This is a genomic window from Pauljensenia sp. 20925_1_25, assembly GCF_041433955.1.
Classification (GTDB): domain Bacteria; phylum Actinomycetota; class Actinomycetes; order Actinomycetales; family Actinomycetaceae; genus Pauljensenia.
Map to the genome: position 1 here is coordinate 18638 of NZ_JAPWCL010000021.1, position 22012 is coordinate 40649.

At 65.5% G+C, this 22012-nt stretch carries 16 protein-coding genes; 7 read left to right on the top strand and 9 right to left on the bottom strand.

The features are described from left to right. Nucleotides 1-11 precede the first annotated feature (11 nt). The 3 genes from O3932_RS08860 to O3932_RS08870 all read right to left on the bottom strand — a co-directional run bounded on the left by O3932_RS08860 (nucleotide 12) and on the right by O3932_RS08870 (nucleotide 3465). The gene (locus O3932_RS08860) at nucleotides 12-1460 is read right to left on the bottom strand and encodes a sugar porter family MFS transporter (RefSeq protein ID WP_371537812.1); all 1449 of its coding nucleotides are present in this window, start codon (nucleotides 1458-1460) and stop codon (nucleotides 12-14) included. Nucleotides 1461-1594: 134 nt separating this feature from the next. Further along, the gene (locus O3932_RS08865; protein WP_371537813.1) at nucleotides 1595-2476 is read right to left on the bottom strand and encodes a TIGR03943 family protein; all 882 of its coding nucleotides are present in this window, start codon (nucleotides 2474-2476) and stop codon (nucleotides 1595-1597) included. Next, entirely contained in the window at nucleotides 2473-3465 is a 993-nt protein-coding gene (locus O3932_RS08870; protein ID WP_371537838.1) for a permease, read from the bottom strand. Before O3932_RS08870 ends, O3932_RS08865 begins: the two co-directional genes overlap by 4 nt. A 411-nt stretch (nucleotides 3466-3876) precedes the next feature. On the opposite strand from O3932_RS08870, the gene ileS reads away from it, so the two are divergent. Then, entirely contained in the window at nucleotides 3877-7155 is a 3279-nt protein-coding gene (ileS, locus tag O3932_RS08875) for an isoleucine--tRNA ligase (protein WP_371537815.1), read from the top strand. A gap of 232 nt (nucleotides 7156-7387) precedes the next feature. Here the strand turns inward: ileS and O3932_RS08880 are convergent, their stop codons facing one another. The 6 genes from O3932_RS08880 to O3932_RS08905 all read right to left on the bottom strand — a co-directional run bounded on the left by O3932_RS08880 (nucleotide 7388) and on the right by O3932_RS08905 (nucleotide 13374). Next, nucleotides 7388-10207: a DNA methyltransferase gene (locus tag O3932_RS08880; RefSeq protein ID WP_371537817.1), complete on the bottom strand. Its 2820-nt coding sequence runs from the start codon at nucleotides 10205-10207 to the stop codon at nucleotides 7388-7390. A gap of 140 nt (nucleotides 10208-10347) precedes the next feature. Then, nucleotides 10348-10923 carry a hypothetical protein gene (locus O3932_RS08885; protein ID WP_034504854.1) on the bottom strand — a complete coding sequence of 192 codons (576 nt, stop codon included), beginning with the start codon at nucleotides 10921-10923 and terminating at the stop codon, nucleotides 10348-10350. Continuing rightward, nucleotides 10859-11575 (bottom strand): hypothetical protein, encoded by a 717-nt coding sequence (locus O3932_RS08890; protein ID WP_232204172.1) that lies wholly within the window; start codon nucleotides 11573-11575, stop codon nucleotides 10859-10861. The genes O3932_RS08885 and O3932_RS08890 overlap by 65 nt, the downstream gene beginning before the upstream one ends. A 53-nt stretch (nucleotides 11576-11628) precedes the next feature. Continuing rightward, a complete protein-coding gene (locus tag O3932_RS08895) occupies nucleotides 11629-12357 on the bottom strand; it encodes a hypothetical protein (protein ID WP_371537820.1) in 729 nt (242 codons plus the stop codon). Between the two features lie 46 nt (nucleotides 12358-12403). Beyond that, entirely contained in the window at nucleotides 12404-12832 is a 429-nt protein-coding gene (locus O3932_RS08900) for a hypothetical protein (RefSeq protein ID WP_371537822.1), read from the bottom strand. A gap of 65 nt (nucleotides 12833-12897) precedes the next feature. After that, nucleotides 12898-13374, bottom strand: a complete 477-nt coding sequence (locus tag O3932_RS08905) for a 50S ribosomal protein L7/L12 (RefSeq protein ID WP_371537824.1) — start codon at nucleotides 13372-13374, stop codon at nucleotides 12898-12900. 196 nt (nucleotides 13375-13570) lie between these two features. Here O3932_RS08905 and O3932_RS08910 point away from each other — a divergent pair, with 196 nt between their 5' ends. From O3932_RS08910 to smc, 6 genes are all read left to right on the top strand, one after another. Further along, nucleotides 13571-15244, top strand: coding sequence for a folylpolyglutamate synthase/dihydrofolate synthase family protein (locus O3932_RS08910; protein WP_371537826.1), 1674 nt, complete (start codon nucleotides 13571-13573; stop codon nucleotides 15242-15244). A gap of 117 nt (nucleotides 15245-15361) precedes the next feature. Next, nucleotides 15362-16354 (top strand): dihydroxyacetone kinase subunit DhaK, encoded by a 993-nt coding sequence (gene dhaK / locus O3932_RS08915; RefSeq protein WP_371537829.1) that lies wholly within the window; start codon nucleotides 15362-15364, stop codon nucleotides 16352-16354. Nucleotides 16355-16385: 31 nt separating this feature from the next. After that, nucleotides 16386-17027 carry a dihydroxyacetone kinase subunit DhaL gene (dhaL, locus tag O3932_RS08920; RefSeq protein ID WP_371537831.1) on the top strand — a complete coding sequence of 214 codons (642 nt, stop codon included), beginning with the start codon at nucleotides 16386-16388 and terminating at the stop codon, nucleotides 17025-17027. Beyond that, on the top strand, nucleotides 17024-17764 hold the full coding sequence (dhaM, locus tag O3932_RS08925; protein ID WP_371537833.1) for a dihydroxyacetone kinase phosphoryl donor subunit DhaM: 741 nt from the start codon (nucleotides 17024-17026) through the stop codon (nucleotides 17762-17764). The genes dhaL and dhaM overlap by 4 nt, the downstream gene beginning before the upstream one ends. Nucleotides 17765-17791: 27 nt before the next feature. Continuing rightward, the gene (gene ndk, locus O3932_RS08930) at nucleotides 17792-18262 is read left to right on the top strand and encodes a nucleoside-diphosphate kinase (protein WP_299239747.1); all 471 of its coding nucleotides are present in this window, start codon (nucleotides 17792-17794) and stop codon (nucleotides 18260-18262) included. Between the two features lie 20 nt (nucleotides 18263-18282). Continuing rightward, nucleotides 18283-21897, top strand: coding sequence for a chromosome segregation protein SMC (gene smc / locus O3932_RS08935; protein ID WP_371537835.1), 3615 nt, complete (start codon nucleotides 18283-18285; stop codon nucleotides 21895-21897). The last annotated feature ends 115 nt before the right edge of the window (nucleotides 21898-22012 follow it).

Genomic DNA, 22012 nt, shown 5'->3' on the forward strand with positions numbered 1-22012 from the left:
GGGTTGGCCAGTTACTTCTGGGAGACGACCGCGTCCATGTCTTCGAGTTCGGTGCCGCTGGTTTCGGTCAGGAAGCGAGCGGTGAAGATGACGGCGAGGACGCCGAAAGCGCAGTAGATCCAGTAGGTGCCGGCCGGCGACCAGGCGATGAGGAATGGGAAGAGTAGAACGACCAGGAAATTGACCAGGAAGTCTGCGCCCGACGCGAGCGACATAGCGCCGCCGCGGATCGAGTTGGGGAACATCTCGCCCATGACGATGGAGAAGATCGGACCCCACGAGGAAGTGAAGCCCAGGAGGAAGGTGCACAGGGCCGCGACCGCCAGGAACGCCAGAACGGGGGAGTGTGCGACGTCCGGCTTGCCATCGACCGTGGGGGCGACCGTGAAGACCGTGGCCACAACGCCGAGGGAGACGAAGATGAGGGTGCCGCCGTAGATCAGCATGCGCTTGCGGCCCACACGATCCACCAACATGATGCCCGACAGAACGCCGACGATCTTGAAGGCCGTGATGAGCAGCGTCTGGGCCAAGGCCATTGACTCGGTGAAGCCGACGGCGGCGAACAGGGAGTTCGAGTAGAAGAACACGCCGTTGATACCGGTGAGCTGCTGGAAGGCGGCGATCGCCATGCCGACGAAGACCAGGCCGCGCCACTTCGAGGACAGGATCTGGCCAATCGACAGCTTCGCGCCGCCGGTGGCCGTCAGAGACTCGGCGATGGCGGTGACGCGAGCGGCGGGATCTGCCTCTGCGCTGACCTTCGCCAGGATGGCCTCGGCCTCGTCGGTGCGTCCCACGGAGACCAGGTAGCGTGGGGATTCGGGGATCTTCGCCGTGAAGACGACGAAGAGAAGCGCCGGAATGATCAGGCACGCGAAGAGAACCTGCCAGGTCATGAGGCCTCCGAACGCAGGCCGCGCCGCGCCGCCCGTGAACGAGACGACCGCCGTGTTGATGAGGCCCGCGAAGAACAGGCCCAGAATGATCGCGAGTTGGCGGAATCCGATGAGGCGCCCGCGGATGTCGGCTGGGGCGATCTCGGCGACGTAGCCGGGGGCAACCGTGGTCGCCGCGCCAAAACCGATGCCGCCAATGATGCGGGTCAGGAGCAAGAATGGGTAGCCGAAGCCGCCCAGCAGCGGAGAGATTGGGCCGAGGAGGGCCTCGAACAGGAGGAAAGGCCCGACCCACATGAGCGTGGTCTTGCGGCCGATCCGATCAGAGATACGGCCCGCGGCGAGCGCCCCGAACAGGCCACCGATGACGCCAGCCGCGCCCGCAACCCCCTGAAGAATAGGGCCGAGTTCGAAGGTGGTACCCACCGCCTTGATGGCGGCGTTGAGGACCATGCCCTCAAAACCGTAAAAGAACGGGCCGAGGGTGGCGATGATCGCCAGCGTTGTCGCATAGCGCCTCGCGTTCTTCTCGCGAGGCGTGAGTGAGGGTGTCGTAGACATGTCTTCGTCCTTGAAGGTGAGGAATGCGCCCGCGCCTGCCGTGTGCGCACTCCTCACGCTACGCGCCTCAATTTGTGTCCGAGCTAACGGACATAAACATAATAAGTGATCTAAGTCACTCACCATGTTGGTGTTCACCGCTTCTGAATCACAAACTCCGGATCCGGAGCACTCGTCACCTCCACCGACTCAGCATCAATAACCAACGCCTTCGCACCACGCAGACGCAACGTCCCACGCACCCGCACCCAACTATCCGCCGCAGGAACCGCTCCGTCCCACCGCACCGCAAAACCAATCGCATACGCGTCCGCCGCACAACACCAAATCGCCATACGCGCCACCGCGAAACTCTCCTCCTGCGTCAACCGCGGAATCGACGCCTGCCCCCGCGCCGAAGCCTCGCTCATCACAAAACCCGTCAACTCCACACGCTGACCATCATGCACCTTCCCATGAGACGCAAACTCCTCAACCTGAGCAGCAAAATTCTCCGTCGTCAGCTCCAACACCCCACTCGACGAGGCCTGGGACCCACCCCCGCTCTGGCTCCCACCCGGGGTGGCCGACTGCGCGCCCCCATCCGCGCTCGCGGGGGGAGCGGAGGGGCTGTCCTCGGATGGTGCGCCGGGGTCCGCCTCGGCCTCGTCTTCGGTGTCTGCGGCGCGCGCGCTAATCGTGGTTGCGGCCAGCTCAGAGGGGGACACGCGGAAGGGGAGAATCAGGATGAGGGCGGCCAGGATAGCCACGCAGGCGCGCGTCAGTCCACGACGCGACGACGCGGGCGCATGGGTGTGCTCCCCATGGGTGTGCTCACCTTCGCCCACCTCCAAACGTGACGACAACGCCAGTGCGCACGCCAACAACCCGACGCCCGACACGAGGATGCCCAGCCGCGCCGACGGTGGCACGAATGACCCGTAGCGTCCCGACAATGCCATCCACGCGAGCGCCGCGCCCAACCCTGCCAGTGACAAAGCCTCCAGGGTGGGAGCAATCCGATCCAACAGCTTCACGAGAGAACCCCCATCCACCAGGAGCCGCCAACAACCAACGCGGCAACTGTTGTCACCGTCACGAACAGGCGCGCCACAAACATTCCGCGGAACTGCGACGACAACAACGCCACGTTCTTTACGTCCATCATCGGCCCGTACACCATGAAGCCCATGAGAGCACCTGTCGGTGCCAATGAGGCGAACGAGCGTGCAATCAACGCGTCAGACGATGAACACAGGGACAGGGCGAAACCCGCTCCCATCATCAGCGCCAACACGCCCGCCGCAGGCAGCCCCGACAGCAACGACGACACCGGCCACAGCACCTGTGCCACCGTTGATGCGGCCACGCCTCCCAGTAAGAACGGCAAAATTCGCCCAAATGAGCGACCCGTCGCCGCCAGCACGCCAGAGACGCTCCGGTCGGGCATCTCGCACCCGTGCTCGCAACAACACGCGTCGCCCCCGTGATCGGTGTCCGACAGGCTCTCCTCGCGCAGTGCGCGCGGGGGAATGACCAGCATAGACAGGCCGACCGTGAGGGCGACGACGACGGAGAGGCCGACGCGCGCCGCGACGAGCGACCACGACCCGAAGGCGTAGAGCGTCGAGGCGAACACCAGCGGGTTGATCGCGGGGGAGGCCAGCATGAGGGTCGTCGCCGCCGACAGGGGAACCCCCTTGCGCAGGAGGGAACGGAAAATCGGAACGGCCGAGCAATCGCACACGGGCAGCACGAAAGCTGCGAGGAGCGCAGTCAGCACCGAGGCGAGAGGGTTCGTCGGGAACACCCGGGCGATGAGCGCGGGGGAGAGGTAGGCCTCGATGAGTTCGGCGACGAAGACACCCAGGAGGAGGAAGGGGATCGCCTGCAGGGTCATGCCCACCGCAATCGTCGCTGCGCGCCCAACCGGGAAACCCGCGCCGGATAGGGACCCCTGCAACGCCCAGACGACCAGCAGCGCGGCGATCACGCACACGCCGACGAGCGCACCCCAGGGGCGCATGGGGCGTTTCGTTTCCGTTTCAAACACCCCACAACTCTAGTGCAGGGTTGCGCGCTCCCCGAAAGCACGCGCCGTGGCAACGAGGCCGTGGACCCGGGAAGAGGAGAGCACGCCTGCGCTGTGGGCAGACAGACGCGCCCCCGATGGGCATCTGAACAGTCGCTTCGCTACACTGGTTTTTCGCTACGATCCGGCCCGCGACAGCGGGGTATCACCGGGGAGCATCCGGAAGAAAGAGGGCAGCGATAGCCGGCCACGGCCTCGTCCCCTCCAGTAGAACCGGACGGGAGGGCCCGACACAGCCCCAACGAAGCGGCCGCGCCCGACCAACGGGAGCGGCAAGCGGGGTGGTACCGCGGGTGCCGGCGACGCCGGTCCTCGTCCCTGTATAGGCGCGAGACGAGGACACTCATGACGAAGCACGGTTTCTATCCCCGCCACCGGCAAGACGAGGTGGACCCCAGCCCTTCCTTCCCGACCATGGAAGCATCCACGCTGGCCTTCTGGGCGAGCGACGACACCTTCCGTAAGTCGATTGAGATGCGCGACGCCGGCGAGCACGGCTCCAACGAGTTCGTGTTCTACGATGGCCCGCCTTTCGCCAACGGCCTGCCCCACTACGGTCACCTCCTGACCGGCTACGTCAAGGACGTGGTGGGCCGCTACCAGACCATGAAGGGCCACCGCGTCGAGCGCCGCTTCGGCTGGGACACGCACGGCCTGCCTGCCGAGCTCGAGGCGCAGCGCCAGCTCGGTATCGAAGACGTCACCGAGATCACCCGCGAGGGCGGCATCGGTATCGAGGCGTTCAACGCGGCCTGCCGTTCCTCCGTCCTGCGCTACACGAAGGAATGGGAAGAGTACGTCACCCGCCAGGCCCGCTGGGTGGACTTTGAGCACGACTACAAGACCCTGGACAAGTCCTACACGGAGTCCGTGCTGTGGGCATTCAAGCAGCTCTACGACAAGGGACTGGCCTACCAGGGGTACCGCGTCCTGCCCTACTGTTGGAACGACCGCACGCCTCTGAGCAATCACGAGCTCAAGATGGACGACGAGGTCTACCAGGACCGCACCGACAACACGGTGACGGTGGGCCTGCGTCTGGAGAAGAAGCTGCGTGAAGACTCGGCGCGCCCCGAGCTGGCGCTCATCTGGACGACCACGCCCTGGACCCTGCCCTCGAACTCGGCCGTCGCCGTGGGGCCGCAGATCGAGTACTCCCTCGTCGAGGTCGCGGCCGACCATGAGGGTAACCTTGCGGGTGAGCGTGTCCTCATCGCCACCGACCTGATCTCGTCCTATGCCAAGGAGCTGGGCGAGGACCACACCATCGTCGCCACCTACAAGGGCCACGAGCTGGTGGGCCTCCACTACCACCCGATCTACGACTACTTCGACACGCCCGAGCGCCGCGCCGAAGGCGGCGCCCCCGGCCCCAACGGCTGGTCCATCATCGCCGCTGACTACGTGACGACGACGGATGGCACCGGCCTCGTCCACCAGGCACCCGCCTTCGGTGAGGACGACATGTGGACGTGCATGGAGTACGGCATCGGCCTCGTCATGCCCGTCGACGAGGGCGGCGTCTTCACCTCGGAGGTCCCCGACTACGAGGGCATGCAGATCTTCGACGCGAACCGCTACGTGGTCGCCGACCTGCGCGAGCAGGGCGGTCCGATTGCGCGCCGCGCCCCCGAGATCCGCGCCGTGCTGGTGCGCGAGAAGTCCTACGTGCACTCCTACCCGCACTGCTGGCGCTGCCGCAAGCCCCTCATGTACAAGGCCGTGTCCTCCTGGTTCGTCCGCGTGACCCAGATTCGCGACCGCATGGTCGAGCTCAACCAAGAGATCACCTGGACCCCCGCGCACACCAAGGACGGCATCTTCGGCAAGTGGCTGGAGGGTGCCCGCGACTGGTCGATCTCGCGTAACCGCTTCTGGGGCGCGCCGATCCCCGTGTGGGTGTCGGACGATCCGGCCTACCCGCGCACGGACGTCTACGGCTCCATCGCGGAGCTTGAGGCCGACTTCGGCGTGAAGGTCACGGACTTCCACCGTCCCTTCATCGACTCTCTGACGCGCCCGAACCCGGACGACCCGACGGGCAAGTCGACGATGCGTCGTATCTCCGACGTGTTCGACTGCTGGTTCGAGTCCGGCTCGATGCCCTTCGCGCAGGTGCACTACCCGTTCGAAAACCAGGAGTGGTTCGAGAACCACTACCCGGGCGACTTCATCGTCGAGTACATCGGTCAGACGCGCGGCTGGTTCTACACGCTGCACGTCCTGGCGACCGCCCTCTTCGATCGTCCCGCGTTCCGCTCCTGTGTCTCTCACGGCATCGTGCTGGGTGACGACGGCCTGAAGATGAGTAAGTCGCTGCGTAACTACCCGGACGTGGCCGAGGTGTTCAACAAGTACGGTTCCGACGCGATGCGTTGGTTCCTCATGTCGAGTCCGGTCGTGCGCGGCGGCAACCTGATCGTCAAGGAGGAGTCGATCCGCGACACGGTCCGTCAGGTGCTGCTGCCGATCTGGAACACGTACTACTTCTTCACGCTGTACGCGGGTGCCTGCAACAAGGGTGAGGGTTACGAAGCGAAGCGCATCGACCTGTCCTCGCCCGAGGCCGTGGCCGCGCTGGTGCAGATGGACCGTTACCTGCTGGCGCACACCCGTACCCTCGTTGAGGACGTGCGTGGTGCGCTGGATGCCTATGACGTGGCGGGTGCGTGCGAGGTGGTCCGCGACTACCTGGATGTTCTGACGAACTGGTACGTGCGTACCCAGCGTCAGCGCTTCTGGGACGAGGACAGTGCCGCGTTCGACACGCTGTACACGGCTCTCGTGACGCTCATGGAGCTGGCGGCACCCCTGCTGCCGTTGCTGGGCGAGGAGATCTGGCGTGGCCTGACGGGCGGAGAGTCCGTGCACCTGACGGACTACCCGGTTATCGACGAGGCCGTGGATGCTCCCGAGCTGGTCGCCGCTATGGACGAGGTTCGTTCGATCGTGTCGTCGGCTCACGCGCTGCGCAAGACGCATCAGCTGCGCGTGCGCCAGCCGCTGGCCTCCCTGCAGGTCGTCTCCGAGCACTTTGCTGCCCTGGAGCCCTTCGCGGACCTGATTGCTTCCGAGGTGAACGTGAAGTCCGTGGTGTTCTCCGCGCCGGAGAATTCGGGCTTGAGCGTGCGCACCGAGCTTTCGCTCAACCCGCGTGCCTTCGCCCCGTCGGTTCGTAAGCTGACGAGCCAGCTGTTCAAGGCGCAGAAGTCCGGGCAGTGGGAACTGACGGAAGATGGCGCGTGCCGTTTCCCGGGCGTCGTGGTTGACGGCGCTCCGCTGGAGCTGACGGGCGACATGTTCTCGGTGTCCACCTCCGTGGACGCTGCCGAGGGGCAGGTCGCGGACGTGCTGGCGTCGGGCACCTTCGTGGTGCTCGATACGGAGCTGACCCCCGAGCTGGAGGCCGAGGGCTACGCCCGCGACGTCGTGCGCGCTGTCCAGGACGAGCGTAAGAACGCTGGCTTGCACATCGCGGACCGTATCGACCTGTCGCTGACGGTTCCGTCCGATCACGTGGCCGACGTGGAGACCTGGCGCGACATGATCGCCGCCGAGACCCTCGCGCTGTCGCTGACGATCGAGGCTGGCGACAAGCTCGCGGTGAGCGTTGCCAAGCACTGAGTGCTGAAAACTCAGGCGGGCGGGCTGCGCGAAGGCGCGGCCCGCCCGCTTTCATAGGTAGGGGCCGGGAGGAGGCTCCCGGCCCCTATGTTGTGCGTCAGTCGTCGAGTGGATTCACGAGCGTCAAGGTACTGTTTGTCTCTTCTGTTCGTCAGCTACCCCTGACGACAGTGCGTGTCCCACCATATAGCGGGACACGCACCTCCGGGAGTCTCACTCGCATAACACGCGATCAGCTCTCTCCCGCGGTCATCTCCTGGTAGCGCTTGAAGAGGAGCGCCAGGCGTTCCTCGTTGGTCTCCAGGGGCTTCTTCGCGCCGAAGGCCCGGTCGACCGCGCGATCGAGGACGCGGTGAGCCTTGAGCAGGCTCGGGGCCATCGCCAGCGGGTTGTACATGTCGGCCAGGCTCGCCCCCGGCTGCTCGGCGCGAGCGTCCAGAACGCCCTGCCCGGCCGCGATGATTGCGGCGCGCTCCTTGTCGGATACCTCGGGCAGTGGGAGGGTGTTCCACACGATCTTGTTGGAGAAGTTGAGATCAGACTTAAGTCTCCCGCCTACGGCCTTTTGCCACGTAATAAACATCGACGAGCTGATAATGGCGAAGAGAAAACCGTCTGTATCAATCGCAGTAAAAACCTTATTGCCGGCAATTACTGATTCGCTATAGTGGGCACAGGTGAAGAATTGACGTGATCCAGAGACAACGGCGGGGATTGCCGCATAGGGGTGTAGAGGACGATTTTTATTGGGCCTCATCAAGTATGGAATGTCGCGCAGCTTCCAGGCGTCGCCCGTGTGTGATTGCTTCTCGCGCCAAGTCTGACATGCTTGCACGCGCTCCTTCAAGAGTCGGCTTCTTTCGATGTCACGAGGATCGAAGTCCTCTGTATCCATCCACAGGCACCAGCGGTCTAAGCCCTGCACCACTTCACGGCCCATGCGGAAGGGGCGCAGATACTTGGCCGCGATCGGATCCGCCGCGAAGCGGGGATAGTCCTCCGCTTCAACGATGAGGTGCCCGCCGTCTGCCGGTTTCGAGCCGTAGTGGACTGCTGGAAGGCTCGGAGAACGGGGGGACGTACGCTTCTCGATGAAAATGTCGGGCCCCTCGACCAGGTAGGGGTTGATGTGGTTGACCGGCAGTGCCTCGGGCTGTGCCTTGAGGGTCGAGTACGTGAAAAGCACGGGGCGTGACTTCTCGTGCGGGGCTCCCCGGTCGAAGCCCGTGATGACGCAGTGGACGGCGGCGGCCCCCGGCGCCTCGGACGTCCACGCGAAGGTCTGGTGCGCGAAACGGATCCTCCAGCTGCCTTCGAGGAGGGGACGGAAGAGGGCCGCGACGGGCGCTCCTTGTGCGATCGAGTTGGTCGAGACGAAGGCGAAGCGGCCGCCGTTCGGGACGGACCGGAAGTAGCGGGAGGCCTTGATGAACCATCCGGTCACGTAGTCCAGGTACCCGTCGTAGCCATCGCCCCACACGAGGCGGAGGTCATCGGTCTGATCCTCGGAGCGCATGTACTGGCCGATGAAGGGTGGATTTCCGACGATCCTGACGGATGGGGAGGGGGGACATACCTGCGTCCAGTCCGTGCGCAGCGCGTTGCCGATCATGATGTGGGCGGACGCCTTGAGGGGAAGGATCGAGGGGGCCTGGCCGAGAAGGCGCTCCATCTCGCGATTCGCCTGGTGGTGAGCGAGGTGTAGGGCGGTCTGCGCGATCCGTGCCGGCCATTCCTCGATCTCGATGCCGAAAAAGTGATCCAGCTGGACCATGATCTCAGCATGTTCTCCCCGGTCGTCGAAGAACATCGTGGCTTGGAACTCGTCGTTATTCTTGCGGGCGAGTTCCAGCTCCCGGATACGCACCAGGATCTCGGTGTCCAGACTGCGTAGTTCGCGGTAGGCGACGACCAGGAAGTTGCCGCAGCCGCAGGCGGGATCCATGATCCGCAGCTCGCCGAGCTCTTTACGAAGGTCCGTCAGCTTTTTCGCGTCGTGCACGTGGTCTGCGAATTTTTGGCGCAGCTCATCGAGGAAGAGCGGACCAAGCGTCTTGAGGATGTTTGTCTCGCTGGTGTAGTGTTCGCCGAGCTCGCGGCGTGCCTCGGGGGACTTGACGGCCTGGAAGAGCGATCCGAAGACGGCTGGGCTGATGCCCGACCAGTCGAAGGCGCACGCGCGCATGAGCTCGTCACGCATCGTGGAGGAGAAGCTGGGGATGTTGAGCCGCTCCTCGAAGATCCCGCCGTTGACGTACGGGAAACGCGCGGTCAGCTCGTCGAGGGTCGACTGACGGCACTCCATGGGTGTGTTCAGCGTCTGGTAGAGGACTGCGAGCTGCGCGCCGAGGTCGCTGCCGTCTTCACGAGTTCGGGTCTCGAGAAACTCCGTGAACAGGTCGCGTTCCCACAGGCCTGCGTCGTCACCGTAGAGACAAAAGAGCGTGCGGATGAGGAAGATGGAGGCCTCGTGGTCGCTGTAGCCCGACCCGTCCAGGGCCTCGTAGAGGTCGGCCATGACGCGGGCGGCTCGAATCGAGGCCTCCTCTTGCTCGCGTGAACCGACCTGGACCATTCCGTATCCAGCGAGGAACTTCAGGTCGTCAACGTGATCGGGGAGCTTTGCGAGCTCGAACTCCGTGCGCCCAGATTCCACGTTGTCAGCGCTCGTCATATCCTGGTCGAGATCGACGATTCGGATACGGTGGAAGTCGCTCATAATCAGGAGGCGCGGAGTTTCGACGTCCGCGAGATCGTGGATGTAATCGAGCGCCTGCTCCTCAGCCTCGTTCAGGTTCTTACCCGCGGACTTCATCTCGATGAGCGCCTTGCCCGGGATGAGGGCGTCGATATAGCCCTGACGTCCCGTCGACGCTCGGTTCGAACGCCTCTCGTAGGAGATAGCTTTGCGTTTGGTGATACCGAAGCACTGCATGAGTTCACGCATGAACTCATGGCCCTCCTGTTTCTCATCACCCACGCAATCGCTCCACTCGTGAGCAAACTTCACGCATCTGTCGCGGATGGTATTAAGCGAGAGCGTTGCAGACACGGACGACTCCTGGGGTTAATCGAGGGATGAATGTCAAACGGCTTATGTTGCTCGATTAGTATATGTGCACCGGATGAACAACAAGGAAGCCTCGCGAGGGGTGCCCAGAATCCAGGAGAGAACGAGTGGGTGCCGAAGCGCTAGCGCGACGCGATGTAACGCAGGTCGACGGTCGCCTCGCGCAGGCGTTCGAGGTAGGCAGAGTTCGACGTCATCCACGGTGAGAGGACGGGCTGGCCGTCCTGCTTCATGAAGGAGTTCAGCAGATCCTCGCGAGAAAAACGAGTGGCGAAGAGGATCTGGCGCAGCTCAAGGCTGTTCGCCGCCTCGACGCTCAAGATGGGGTAGGTCGCGTGCGTGTAGCGCTTGACCCTGGGCCACGGCGTGTCGGTGATGCGCCAGCGGCCATCGGTCGGCGGATCGCTCGGTAGGACGATGGGACGCAGACGAAGATTGGCGCGGCGCAGCGCACCGAGCTGCGTGATCAGGACGTAGCTGGCGAAGGCCTCGCTGCGCGTGTCCATCGTGAAGCGCGTGCTCGGGTGGCGCTCGGACCAGCTGAAACGGTAGTAGCCCGATATCTCCCACATCGTGAAGAAGTCGGTGTTGTAGGACGAGAATGAGTGCCCGTAGCCGTATCCGTTCTGGAAGTCACTTTGTGCGACGGAAGTACCCGAACAGAGCTTCCCAATCAACGTCTCTAACTTCTCCAACATGCTCGGAGACTCCTTCGATGATGTTTTGCGTGATGAGTTCGTCAATCGTCATGGCAACCCATGCGCCCAGAGCGACCTTCTCGAGGATACGAACTTGTGGAGCATATCCGTAGGACCCGTGGTCTTCGTCGAGCAAACAGATCTCGATCATGACGTCCTCAGGCAGAGCGTTGCCCGTGAAACGGAACTGGTGGTAGAGCTCGTTGAAGTTGGCCGGCGGCCCCGAGCGGAACTCGGAGGGGAAGATGCCGCCGTTCATGATGGGGGTCAGATGGCGTCCGCCGACGTGGCCAATATGGTCGAGGCCGGTGATGTCGAAGGCTTCGATGAACTCGGCTTTGGAACGGAAATATCGATTGGTTCCGGGGACCTCGCCGTGGTCGCGATCCTGGCGCCACGCGGGGAACGTGGTCTTCGGTTTGGCGTATCGGGAGCGAAGCCAAGCATTGGTCGACACCAGTTCGGGGTCAGTGCCGTCGGACATCTGGGCCGCCATGGAACCGGTGACGTCCATGCCCGCGCGATAACGTTGCCCGAGTCCCGCCTCGGCGTGGGGGAGCACGTCCCCGGGGCCGGGAGCGCGCACGGGGAACATCGCGCTCATGGGGGTCACGACTTCGTCTGGGTGCGGATTGTGCGGCTCGGGGGGCATGGAAGCTCGATTCTCTGTGGTGATGTCAGGTCAGGAAACGGCGGTCCCGGCCGCTATCGTCCTGGCGGCAGCGGGATTGGGGGAACTACGGACGGCTGTGGGGGAGTCGGGGACGATTGAACAGGGGAAGAAAGGATTGGGGACACGGCACGCGCGGGAGCCTGAGGGCCGTGCGCAGGCCGTGCGGGCCTGTCCGCTGTGGGACGCTGGGGCGCGGAGCTGCCCCTGTCGCTGTGCGCGTGCGCTCCTGCATGGGAGACAGTACTCGCTTGGGTTTGCTGTCCGGTATCCGCGACTTTTGACGCCACGGGCGAAGAGGCCGTGTGCACGGGCTTGTCTGTTTTGCTGCGCCGCGGCCCCTTGCTTCCCTTATGCCCGCGGCTGGGCTTAGCGGGCTTTCTGAACATTGCCAGCTCGAGGGCGTTCATGAGCGGACAGACCATCTTGTTGTAGCGCTCGTAGTCCAGGCCGTAGAGTTCTTCGCTCACGCATTTGAGGCGCACGTTGGAGAATTGCACCTGCGTGTAGAAGAAGATCGACATGGGGACTTTGAACACCGTGGAGATGCCAGCGATTGCGATGCTTGAGGATTCGGGGATCGTCAGGACGTCGTCGCGTGACTTGATGCGCTGGCTTTTCTCATCCACGAAAATCACGATTTCCGTGAAGTAGTCGAATGCGGCGTAGATCGCTTGGAGCATTTGCTGCCACGAGACGCGGTGCGTCAGCGTGAACGTTGACCGAATCCAGCCGCTATCGACATGTTGTCCTTCAAGATACATGGCACTGCTCCTCTCGCGTCGTTGTTCGCCGAAGGTGTGTGGGTGTTCAGCCGTGGGTGGGGGCGGCGGACCCGTTGGGCTTGGCCGCGGGCACGTGCATCATGATCTCCATGGAGTCCATGAGCTGAGACATCGACTTGTTGTACTTCTCGTAGGTGGTGTTGCGGAACTCTTGGTTGACGCAGCCGACGGATACCGCCACGGCTTGGCTCTGATTGCGGAACGTGACCATCAGGGGGGCGTTGAGGACCGTGGAGATGCCGCGCAGTATGATCGCGCGGTCTTCGGGGATTGCGAGGATGTCCGACTGCTTGGTCACGGAGATCTGCGTGCCGTCGACCAAGACCTGTGGGTTGGCGAAGTACGGGTACGCCCCGTGCACGGCCTGGAGCAGCTGGTTCCACGTGACGCGGTACGTCAGGTTGAACGTGGAGCGGACCCAGCCGTTTTCCTCACGTTCTTCAACGAGCAGCATGTCTCATCCTTATCGTGTCACGCGCGCATGAGAGCGCGCGTGAGGGGCATCCTATCAGTGAGCGCTCAGCGAGCCGCATCGATAGTTGCTTTCGCGGTTTTCAGGTCGACGCCGGTGCGGTCCCTGTATGCCTTGATGGCGCTGACGAGGCGGCCGTCGGCCACCATCCGGAGTTCGGCATCCGTCAGCTCGAGGCTGGTAGAGACGATCGCGGATGTGGGCACGGGCACGGCGTCAATCGCGGCCTTGGCTGCCTTGAGACTTACGCCGGTGCGATCCTTGTATGCCTTGACTGCCGCGATTTTCGGGCCCGTGGCCAGCAACTCCATTTCGGCGTCGCTCACTTCCAGGGACGAGGCCGTGGCGGGGGCGAGTGAATCAGTGGAAGCAACGGGGGAGGAGGGACCGGCCAGAGCCGAGATCCCGGCGTCCGCGTAGGCGGCGCGCAGGCGCGCCTCAAGGTTCGCGACCTGCTCCTTCAGTCGGCGGTTTTCGGTGCGCAGCTCCTCAATCTCGCTTGCTTGGCTGAACCACTTGCCCATGGAAATCCTCCATATCTCATTCTTACTTGTCCCTCCCATCCTACTCGCCCCGTCAGGACAGCGGACCACCGTTCGGGCCACGGCCTCGTCGATGAGAGGACCGCCGGGGCACAAACGCGCCGTGACCGGCAGAACAAGCCGCTCGCGCCGCGCGGGCCGGTAAAATAGCGAAGACACTGCGAGCCGCGGAGGAAACATGGCAGGCGAATCGTTCTTCGGGCAAGAGCCCACCCACGACGACCAGCGAGGCGGCATCCCCGCCGACCTGATCCCGTATCTGGAAGCGGCCGACGAGGCCCCCGAACCCGAGGACGGCGGCACGGCTGCCGACCCGCAGGCTGATGAGAGCGAGCGCGAGGCCGCCCTGCGCGCCCTCGTCGAGCACTCGCTGCTGCTGGGTCCCGACCCCTCCGTCCTCGCCGAGATCGAGGGTGAGGTGGACGAGGACTTCGCCGACGACGCCGCCGAGGAGCGCGAGGAACGCGCCTCCCACGAGGCAGCGCTGGCCAAAGCCGAGGACGACATCGCCCTGGACGCCCGCGTGCAGGAGATCTACCAGTCCATCGTCGCGCGCGCCCCCGAGCACGACATCGACCCCACCCTCGACCGGGTGAAGCTCGCCCTGGACATCCTGGGCGACCCGCAGAACGCCTACCCGTCAATCCACATCACGGGCACGAACGGCAAGACATCCACATCCCGTATGATCGACTCGCTGCTGACCGCGTTCGGCATGAAGACGGGCCGCTTCACGAGCCCGCACCTGCTCGACGTACGCGAGCGCATCTCCCTGGAAGGCCACCCGATCACGCGCGAGGGCTTCGTACGCGCCTGGGAGGACATCGCCCCCTACGTCGGCATGGTGGACGAGCGCAGCCTGGAAGAGGGCGGCCCGCGCCTGTCCTTCTTCGAAGTCTTCACGATCATGGCGTACGCGGCCTTCGCCGACTACCCGGTCGACGCCGCCGTCGTCGAGGTCGGCATGGGCGGACGCTGGGACGCCACGAACGTCATCGACGCCGGCGTCTCCGTCATCACCCCGATCGCCCTGGACCACACCAAGTGGCTCGGCTCCACAATCAAAGAGATCGCGCGCGAAAAAGCCGGCATCATCAAACCCGGCCAGGTCGTCGTCATCATGAAGCAGCAGGAGGCAGTCCTCGACATCCTCCTCGAACAGGCCCGCACCGTCGACGCCATCGCACGCGTCGAAGGCCGCGACTTCGAGGTCGTGGACCGCCAGATGGGAGTCGGCGGCCAGATGATCACCATCCGCACACCCTCCGCGGTCTACGAAGACGTCTTCGTCCCGCTGTTCGGCCAGTATCAAGCGCACAACGCGGCCGCAGCCCTCGTCGCCGTCGAAGCCTTCATGGGCGGCCGCGGCCTGGATGGACGCATCGTCGAACAAGGCCTCATGAACGCATCAAGCCCCGGACGCATGCAAGTCGTGCGCCACTCACCCACGATCATCGTGGACGCCGCACACAACCCCGCAGGCGCAGCAACCCTGCGCGAAGCCATCGAATCCTCCTTCGCCTTCGCGCGGATCGCAGGCGTCTACGCAGCGATGGGAGACAAAGACGTCGAAGGCGTCCTATCCGAAGTCGAACCCTTCCTCGACCACCTCGTCGTCACGCAGATGCCGGGCGAACGCGCAGCCGACGTCGCCCGCCTTGCCGACATCGCACAGGAGGTCTTCGGTCCCGACCGGGTAGATGTGCGCGAGTCACTGGCCGACGCGGTCGATCGTGCAGCCGAAATCGCCGAGGCCGGGGCGCAGCCCTCGGATCGCAGCGGAGTCCTGGTGTTTGGCTCAGTGATGCTGGCCGGTGACATGCTGGCGCTCGCGGGCCACTCCCCGCGATGAACTGAATCACCCCTGAGGCGGTCGCTCTGTGGCGGCCGCCTCAGTTGGGTTTTTGTATGGAACGTGGCACGATTATCTCAACTACAAGAAAAGATGAGCATTTTGCAAGGAGGCACCATGAAGAAGCTCGTCAATGATGTTCACGCCGTTGTCCGCGAAACCCTGGAGGGATTCGCCCTGGCCCACCCCGACCTCGTCGATGTCCACTACTCGCCCGATTTCGTCACCCGCGCCGTTCCTAAGGCCGAGGGCAAGGTCGGCCTCGTCTCCGGCGGCGGATCCGGGCATGAACCCTTGCATGCGGGCTTCGTCGGAGAAGGCATGCTGGACGCAGCCGTGCCCGGCGCGGTGTTCACCTCGCCGACCCCCGACCCGATCCTGGAAGCCACGAAGGCCGCCGACCGCGGGGCAGGCGTCCTGCACATTGTCAAGAACTACACGGGCGACGTCCTCAACTTCGAGACCGCGGCCGAGCTGGCCGACATGGAGGACATCCAGGTCTCCACGGTCATCGTCAACGATGACGTGGCCGTCGAAGACTCCCTCTACACGGCGGGTCGTCGCGGCGTCGCCGGTACCATCTTCGTGGAGAAGATCGCGGGCGCGGCCGCCGAGCGCGGCGACTCCCTGGAGGAAGTCACCCGCATCGCCACCAAGGTCAACGACCAGACCCGCTCCATGGGCCTGGCCCTGGGACCCTGCACCGTGCCCCACGCTGGCAAGCCCTCCTTCGACCTGGGTGAGGACGAGATCGAGCTGGGCATCGGTATCCACGGCGAACCCGGATACCGCCGCGGCTCCATGGAAAGCGCTGACGCCCTCATCGCCGAACTCTACGAGCGCGTGCGCGGTGACCTCGGCCTGATCGAGGGCGAGAGCGTCGTCGCCCTGGTCAACGGCATGGGCGGCACCCCCATCTCCGAGCTCTACATCTGCTTCCGCGCGCTCGCGGCTCTGCTGAAGAAGGACGGCATCGAGATCGCCCGTCAGATGGTCGGCAACTACGTCACCAGCTTGGAGATGCCCGGCGTCTCCGTGACCCTTATGCGCGCGGACGACGAGCTGCTCGAGCTCTTCGACGCACCCGTGAACACGGTCGCCTGGAAGTAAGAAACGGTAGGAAGGAAGAAGGAGAGAGACGATGAGCCTGGATGCGCAGTGGGCACAGCGGTGGATCGAACTGTCGGCGAGTGCGGTTGCCGAGCACCGCGATTACCTGGTGGACCTGGACCGAGCGATCGGGGACGGCGATCACGGCGAGAACATGGACCGAGGCTTCCGCGCTGCGGTTGAAGCCCTCAGCGAGGCCCAGCCGAGCAGCGTCGCAGAAGTCCTCAAGACGGTCGCCAAGACCCTCATGTCCACGGTCGGCGGTGCCGCCGGACCCCTGTACGGAACCGCCTTCCTGCGCGCATCCAAGGCCGCCGGTGGCGGCGACCTGGACGGCGTGGGCGTGGCGGCCGTCATCGAGGGAGCACTGAGTGGCATCCAGGCGCGCGGAAAGGCCACCACGGGTGAAAAGACCATGGTGGACGCGTGGACCCCGGCCCTCGAGGCCGCCCGCGCGGTCGCTGAGGCGGGCGGAGACGCGGGCGTCGTCCTGGAGGCAGCTGCCACGGCCGCCGAGGCAGGGGCCGCCGCCACCGAACCCCTGCGCGCCACAAAGGGCCGCGCCTCCTACCTGGGTGAGCGCTCCATCGGACACCTCGACCCGGGTGCCGTCTCCACCTCCCTCATCCTGCGCGCCGCCGCGCGCGCAGCCACCGAGGGCCAGGACGCATGAGCGCGCGCGTCTCCTTCGTCATCGTCTCCCATTCCGTCTCCCTTGCCGTCGGCGTGTGCGAGCTGGCTGCCCAGATGGCCCCCGACGTGCGCTTCGAGGCTGCCGGGGGCACGGACGATGGCCGCATCGGCACCTCCTATGATCGCGTGGAGGCGGCCCTTGAGGCCGCCCTCGCAGCCGTGGACGGGGAGGGCAGCGGCGTCATCGTCCTGACCGACCTCGGCTCGGCCACGATGACCGTCGAATCAGTCATCGAGATGAGTGACGACCCCGAGCGCGTGCGCTTCGTCGACACCGCCCTCGTCGAAGGAGCCGTCGCCTCTTCGGTTCGCGCCCAGGTCGGCGACGACCTCGACCAGGTCGCCGAGGCCGCAGCCGCCCTCGCCCCGCGCCTGAACGACGCGCCCGCCCAGGAGGCACCCAGCCCGGCCACCCCACCTGTCAGCGGGGGAGCGGGGGAGGCCACGGCCTCGTCGGAGCGATGTGTTCCCCACGCCGAAGGAGACGCCGTCGTTGCGGATCCCGTCGGCCTGCACGCGCGCCCTGCTGCCGCCTTCACGCGTCTGGCGGAAACCTTTGACGCGGAGATCACGGTCAACGGCGTGGACGCAACCTCTATGCTCCTCCTGATGACGCTCGGTGTTGGGCAAGGCGCGACCGTCCACATTGAGGCCAATGGGGCCGACGCCACAGCCGCGGTCCAAGCGCTGACGGATATGCTTGAAAGGACCAATTAGGTAACCCTCACTATCACAGGAGACAACGTGAGCGCCAAGAGTGTTCTGCTGGAACCCCAGCACCTTCTCGACCCCACCCTCGAGCACACCCTCATCGTCGTCAAGCCCGACGGCTACGCCCGCAGCCTGACCGGCGAGATTCTGCGTCGCATCGAGGCCAAGGGCTACACGATCAAGGGCCTCAAGCTCATGGTCGCCACCCGTGAGCTGCTGGCCGAGCACTACGCCGAGCACAAGGGCAAGCCCTTCTTCGATGGCCTCCTTGAGTTCATGAGCTCCGGTCCCGTCGTCGCCATGATCGTCGAAGGCCAGCGCGTCGTCGAGGGCATGCGTGTCCTCATGGGTTCGACCGACCCGACGACCGCCCCCGCCGGCACGATCCGCGGTGACCTGGGGCGCGCGTGGAACAGCCCCCACATGGAGAACCTGATCCACGGCTCGGACTCCGTGGACAGCGCGATGCGCGAAATCGCCCTGTGGTTCCCCGAGATTTACTGAGGGGCCTGTAACCTGCAAGGATGCATCTCAAAACCCTGACGCTGCGGGGATTTAAGTCCTTCGCCAGTGCGACCACGCTCGCCCTCCAGCCGGGCATTACATGTGTCGTCGGCCCCAACGGGTCAGGTAAATCGAACGTCGTCGACGCTCTCGCCTGGGTCATGGGCGAGCAGGGAGCACGCGCGCTGCGCGGCTCGAACATGGCGGACGTTATTTTCGCGGGGACATCTGGGCGCGCGGCGTTGGGGCGCGCCCAGGTGGACCTGACGATCGACAATGCTGACGGGCTGCTCGACATCGAGTACTCGGAGGTGACGATCAGCCGCACCCTGTTCCGCGGGGGCGGCTCGGAGTATTCCATCAACGGCTCGCCCGTGCGGCTCCTGGACGTCCAGGAGCTGCTCTCCGACACGGGCATGGGCCGCCAGATGCACGTCATCGTGGGGCAAGGGCAGTTGGACGCGATCCTGTCTTCCACGCCCGAGGAACGGCGCGGCTTCATCGAAGAGGCCGCAGGCGTCCTCAAACATCGCCGCCGCAAGGAGCGAGCGCTCAAGAAGCTCGCGGACATGGATGCGAATCTCGTGCGCGTCCTCGACCTGACGGCTGAGATCCACCGCCAGCTGAAGCCGTTGGCCCGCCAGGCGCGCATTGCCCGGCGCGCCTCCCTCATCCAGGCGCGCGTGCGCGACGCGAAGGCCCGTCTGCTCGCGGACGACCTGGCGTCGGCTCTTTCGCGCTTGGCTGCTCTCGAAGCTTCGGATGAGTCGGCCGCGCAGCAACGCGCCACGCTGGAGGCGCAGATCGCTGCGTCGCGCGTGTCGCTGTCGTCCCTCGAGGAAGCTGAGCGCGTCTCCTCGCCCGCGCTCGAGCAGGCGTCGGCGGACTGGCAGTCGCTGACCACTCTCACTGAGCGCCTGCGCGGAACCCTCATGGCGGCCACACAGAAGGTTGCTCTGCGCGCAACCCCCGAGCCTCCTCCGGCAGGTGAGGATCCCGATGTGCTCGACGAGCGCGCCCGCGTCGCCGGCACCGAAGACGCCGCCTTGGCCGGGCAGGTTGAAGTCGCGCGCTCTGCATTGACGTCCGCGACTCGCGCACGCGAGGCAGCTGAGGACACCGACGAGGCAGCCTCCCGTGAGCTGGCCCGCGTCAACCGCGTCATCGCCGACCACCGTGAGAAGGTTGCACGTCTGACGGGTGACGTCTCCACGGCCGCGTCACGCCTGGAGGCCGCCCGCGCCGAGGCCGAGCGTGCGTGGAGTGCGTACCAGGGCGCTCAGGAGCGCGCCGCTGCGGCGGAGGCCGCCGTGCCGGGGGCAGCGGGATCGGCGGCTGACAGTGCGTTCGATAAGGATGGGTTATCCGCCGATTCAAGCGGGGGAGCGGCACGCGCACATGCGGAGGCGTCCGCGCGCCGCGACGCCGCGCGCGCCCGCGTGGACGAGCTGCTGGGCGTCGAGCGCGAGGCTCGAGCCGAGCGGGCCCGCTGGGAGGCACGCCGCGACGCGCTCGAGCAGCTGCTGGCCCCCGAGGACGGCACCTCCGAGCTGTTGGGGAAGCCCGGAGTGCTCGGCCAGGTCGCGCCCCTCCTGCGCATCACCCCCGGGTATGAGGACGCCGTCGCTGCCGCGCTCGCCCCTTTCGCGGATGCCGTTGTCGTGGATTCCCTGGCCCGAGGCATGGGCGAGCTGGACGCGGCACGCGCCGCCGGTCGTTCGCTGCGCCTCGTCGTTGCGCCCGGTGACCAGGGGCGCGCGGAGGAAACCCTGAAGACGGGGGAGGCCACGGCCTCGTCGCCTGTTGCTGCTTCCCCCGGTGCTCTCGGTGCTGCGGAGCTACCCGAGGGTGCCGCGTGGCTACGCTCGGTCGTCACCTGCGAGGGCGGCGCTGCGCCGCTAGCGGCATTGCTGGATGGGGTCGTCGCGTGCTCCGCTGAGTGTGCGCCTGCCGTGCTCGCCTTGACGGGCGTGCGGGCCGTCGTCACGCCCGGCGGCGACGTGCTGCGCGCGTGGTCGGTCGAGGGAGGTCGGCAGGCCTCGTCGGTGCTGTCCGTGCGCGCCGACTTCGAGCAGGCAAGTGTGCGAGCGAAGGACGCAGGTGCCTGCATGGACGCAGTCGCCAATGAACTCGCCCATGCGAACGTGCAGCTGGATCGGTGCATCAAGGAAGCGAACGAAGCGCTCAAGGCCCTGCGTGCGGAGGACGCGCAGCGCGCGAAAGAGGCCCAGGAGTTGGCTCGTGCCCAGTCGGCGGCGCAGGCAGCCCGTGCCGAGGCCGAGCGCGCCCGCGACGTCGCCCGCCGCGCCGACGAACAGGTCGAATGGGCCCGCGAGCAGGACGTGGCCGCTCGCGCACGCCTCGAGAGGGCCGACTCGGTGGGATCGCCCGAATCCCTCGAAGACACTCAGGCCCGTGCGGATGCTGCGTCCCGCGCCGCGCGCGAGGCCCGCGAGACAGAAAACGAGGCTCGGCTGAGCTTACGTACCCTCGAAGACCAATCGCGGCGCGCCGCCGCCCGCGCCCGCTCCCTGCGCCAGGCTGCCGCCGCCGAGCGCGAGGAGCGCGCCCGCTATGCCCGGCACGAGGCGGTGAGACAGACGGAATTGGCCACGGCCTCGGACGTGGAGGCGGCCGCGCGCATCGCGCTGGAGGCGGCCGAGCGTGCCCTGTCCCGGGCTGCTGCCGAACGCGACCGGTTGAGCGCTCGACGTTCCCAGGTGTCTCGAGAGGTCTCGGATGCGCGCCGCGCCCTGGATCGGATGAGCGCGGAGCTGGCGGATGCGATGAACTCGGCGAACCAGGGCAAGATCGCGGCCGAACAGACGAGGGTGCGCGTCGAGGACCTGCAGCGGCGCGCCCTTGAGGAACTTTCGCTTGAGCCAGAGCAGCTGATCGCCGAGTTCGGGCCGGAGGTGATGGTGCCGGTGCTGCCTCTCGATCCCGACGACGTGGAGAAAGCCGAAGCTGCCAAGCCACGCGCGTACGTGCGCGCCGAGCAGGAACGTGCGCTCGCCACAGCACAGAAGGACCTGGAGAAGCTGGGGCGCGTGAATCCGCTGGCGCTCGAGGAGCACGAGGCGCTGGCGGCACGGCACAAGTTCCTGGTGGATCAGGTGCAGGACCTCAAGGCATCGAAGGCGGATCTGCTGCGTATTGTGCAAGACGTGGACCGCCTGGTTCAGGAGGCTTTCACGGCCGCGTTCGCGGAGACACGCAAGCAGTTCGGGCATGTGTTCAGTGTGCTCTTCCCGGGCGGCCAAGGCGACCTGGTGCTCACCGATCCGGAGGACATGCTCTCGACCGGCATCGAGATCGAGGCCCGGCCCGCCGGCAAGAAGGTGAAGCGCCTGTCGCTGCTGTCGGGCGGCGAGCGTTCCCTGGCCGCGATTGCGTTCCTGGTCGCGATCTTTAAGGCGCGCCCATCCCCGTTCTACGTCATGGACGAGGTCGAGGCCGCCCTGGACGACATGAACTTGACGCGCCTGCTCACCATCTTCAAGGAGCTGCAGGAGACGTCGCAGCTCATTGTTATCACGCACCAGAAGCGAACCATGGAGATAGCGGACGCCCTGTACGGCGTCACGATGCGTGATGGAATCACGAGGGTGGTGTCCCAGCGCTTGGCGGACTAGGGGAGTGTGGAGGCAAGTGGATGTGGAACAACAGGCATCCCTCTACCACTAGCTTCATCGCGAATGTCGCTAATGCAATTCTGGAGGCCGCTGCTGCCCGATCTGAGCTGGATGT

Excerpts from the sequence above, each read along its gene's own strand:
- O3932_RS08860 (WP_371537812.1), bottom strand. The coding sequence starts at position 1,460 with ATGTCTACGACACCCTCACTCACGCCTCGCGAGAAGAACGCGAGGCGC.
- O3932_RS08870 (WP_371537838.1), bottom strand. The coding sequence starts at position 3,465 with ATGCGCCCCTGGGGTGCGCTCGTCGGCGTGTGCGTGATCGCCGCGCTG.
- ileS (WP_371537815.1), top strand. The coding sequence starts at position 3,877 with ATGACGAAGCACGGTTTCTATCCCCGCCACCGGCAAGACGAGGTGGAC.
- O3932_RS08885 (WP_034504854.1), bottom strand. The coding sequence starts at position 10,923 with ATGTTGGAGAAGTTAGAGACGTTGATTGGGAAGCTCTGTTCGGGTACT.
- O3932_RS08890 (WP_232204172.1), bottom strand. The coding sequence starts at position 11,575 with ATGCCCCCCGAGCCGCACAATCCGCACCCAGACGAAGTCGTGACCCCC.
- O3932_RS08895 (WP_371537820.1), bottom strand. The coding sequence starts at position 12,357 with ATGTATCTTGAAGGACAACATGTCGATAGCGGCTGGATTCGGTCAACG.
- O3932_RS08900 (WP_371537822.1), bottom strand. The coding sequence starts at position 12,832 with ATGCTGCTCGTTGAAGAACGTGAGGAAAACGGCTGGGTCCGCTCCACG.
- O3932_RS08905 (WP_371537824.1), bottom strand. The coding sequence starts at position 13,374 with ATGGGCAAGTGGTTCAGCCAAGCAAGCGAGATTGAGGAGCTGCGCACC.
- O3932_RS08910 (WP_371537826.1), top strand. The coding sequence starts at position 13,571 with ATGGCAGGCGAATCGTTCTTCGGGCAAGAGCCCACCCACGACGACCAG.
- dhaK (WP_371537829.1), top strand. The coding sequence starts at position 15,362 with ATGAAGAAGCTCGTCAATGATGTTCACGCCGTTGTCCGCGAAACCCTG.
- dhaL (WP_371537831.1), top strand. The coding sequence starts at position 16,386 with ATGAGCCTGGATGCGCAGTGGGCACAGCGGTGGATCGAACTGTCGGCG.
- dhaM (WP_371537833.1), top strand. The coding sequence starts at position 17,024 with ATGAGCGCGCGCGTCTCCTTCGTCATCGTCTCCCATTCCGTCTCCCTT.
- smc (WP_371537835.1), top strand. The coding sequence starts at position 18,283 with ATGCATCTCAAAACCCTGACGCTGCGGGGATTTAAGTCCTTCGCCAGT.